Source organism: Microcystis sp. LE19-195.1E, assembly GCF_027532095.1.
GTDB lineage: Bacteria > Cyanobacteriota > Cyanobacteriia > Cyanobacteriales > Microcystaceae > Microcystis > Microcystis aeruginosa.
In genome coordinates, this window is the sequence record NZ_JAPZSZ010000266.1 from 1 (window position 1) to 1,981 (window position 1,981).

Below are 1,981 nucleotides of genomic sequence, written 5' to 3' on the forward strand. Positions count from 1 at the left end.
ATATAAAATTAAATTATGGGAAATATTGTTTCCCGTCTGGGATAGTCAAAACCGCTCAACTCCCCCAAACCCCTCACCCCACACCCCTCACCCCAAACCCCACACCCCACTTCCCCAGAAGTATAACCATGTCTTCCCACGATACCGAAAGCATCCGGACTATTTTTCAAAAAATTTGGGGCTATGATAGCTTTCGCTTTCCCCAACAGGAGATTATCGAGACAATTCTAGCGGCAAAAGATGCCCTGATTGTTATGCCCACGGGATTCGGTAAATCTATCTGTTTTCAATTGCCCGCTTTATTAAAAACCGGCTTAACCCTAGTGATTTCTCCCCTGGTTGCCCTGATGGAAAATCAGGTGGAGGAATTATTAGCCAAAAAACTACCCGTCGCCCTGATTCATCACGAAATCCCCCGACAACAGAGAAAGAAAACCTTAGCCGCGATCGCAGATCAAACCCTGCGACTTCTCTATCTTTCCCCAGAAACCCTCTTAAGTCCGCCCCTCTGGTCAAAATTAACCCTTCCCCACGTTAAAATTAACGCTCTCATCCTCGACGAGGCCCATTGTTTAACCCAGTGGGGCGATAATTTTCGTCCTGCCTACCGTCGTCTCGGTGCTGTCCGTCCCGCTCTGCTGCGATCAAAACCGGCCGGCAGCCAAATAGCGATCGCTGCTTTTACCGCCACCGCTAACCCCGCCACCCGTGAGACTCTCACCCGCGTCTTACAACTAGAAAAACCACAGCTTTTCTTAATAAATCCTTACCGTCAAAACCTTGACTTAAGCACCAAAATATGTATTAGCCCCGGTTGTCGTCGTCATCAACTATTAAACTTCCTCACCGGTCAACCTCGACAATCCGGCCTGATCTATACTCGTTCCCGTCGCCATAGTGAAAATTTAGCGACATGGTTGCAATCTCTCCATTATCGCACCAGTGCCTACCATGCGGGTTTATCGCCCTTTCAGCGTCGGGAAATAGAACAAAATTGGCTGCGGGGGGATTTAACTTTTGTTGTCTGTACCTCAGCTTTTGGCATGGGTATCAATAAACCCGATGTGCGTTGGGTTGTCCACTACCAACCCCCAGCTTTACTATCGGAATACCTACAGGAAATCGGCCGCGGTGGTCGCGATGGGGGTAAAATGCAGGCTCTCACCTTAATTAGTGAACCGACGGGATGGTTAGATAATAGCGATAAAAACCAGCAAAAATTCTTTAACTCCCAACAGGAACGCCAATACCGACAAGCTTGGCAAATTTTAGCCCAAATTCCCCTAGAGGGCAAAGTAGAGGCGATTAGTGCCGAATTTCCCGATGGTGCGCTTATTCTCTCCCTTTTACACAGTCTCGATCGCCTAGAATGGCTCGATCCTTTTCATTATCGGCTTATTTATCGCCATAATTCCGCCAAGATGACTTTTAAACCCAAAAATGAGATGTTTCCCTACCTCTATACCCGTCGCTGTCGTTGGCACTTTCTCTTAAATGCCTTTGGTTTTCAGGAAAATGCCGATAATTTTCGCTGTGGTCATTGCGATAATTGTCGTCGCAATCGACCTCTGGTAAGCTAGGAAGCGCCAGAGCAGGGAGAGCAGAGCATTTGTACTAAATTTTTATGTCTTTTTTCTCCTCCTGTCTCGGATTCTCCTCAGCTAAGGTCAGATTTTTGATTTTTGCAGGAGATCTATAGCGGGTTTTACAGAAGTTAGTCCCCATTGAATCTATCAAGGGATTTACTACCCACATTCCGCACCCTAAAGTGTCACATTGAAAATTTTATCTAAATCGTCAAAACGATTGCCGGCTCTGAATTACAGGCTAATTTGTTTGCCCAGCAGATGCACAATTAGCCCTAAAAATCTGATAGCTCTGATACCAAATTATTGAGATAAACTCTCATTAAGCTGGCGATCGCTGACTAGAGTGTGACACTTCATAATTCTTAGTAATCGCTAAAAGTCTTACTATACAA

Annotated in this window: 1 protein-coding gene; it reads left to right on the forward strand. The window is 45.8% G+C overall.

Annotated elements, in window-relative coordinates; translation table 11 throughout:
* The first annotated feature begins 128 nt into the window (after positions 1-128).
* Positions 129-1,580: a RecQ family ATP-dependent DNA helicase gene (locus O9300_RS14900; RefSeq protein WP_287972444.1), complete on the forward strand. Its 1,452-nt coding sequence runs from the start codon at positions 129-131 to the stop codon at positions 1,578-1,580.
* Positions 1,581-1,981 lie beyond the last annotated feature (401 nt).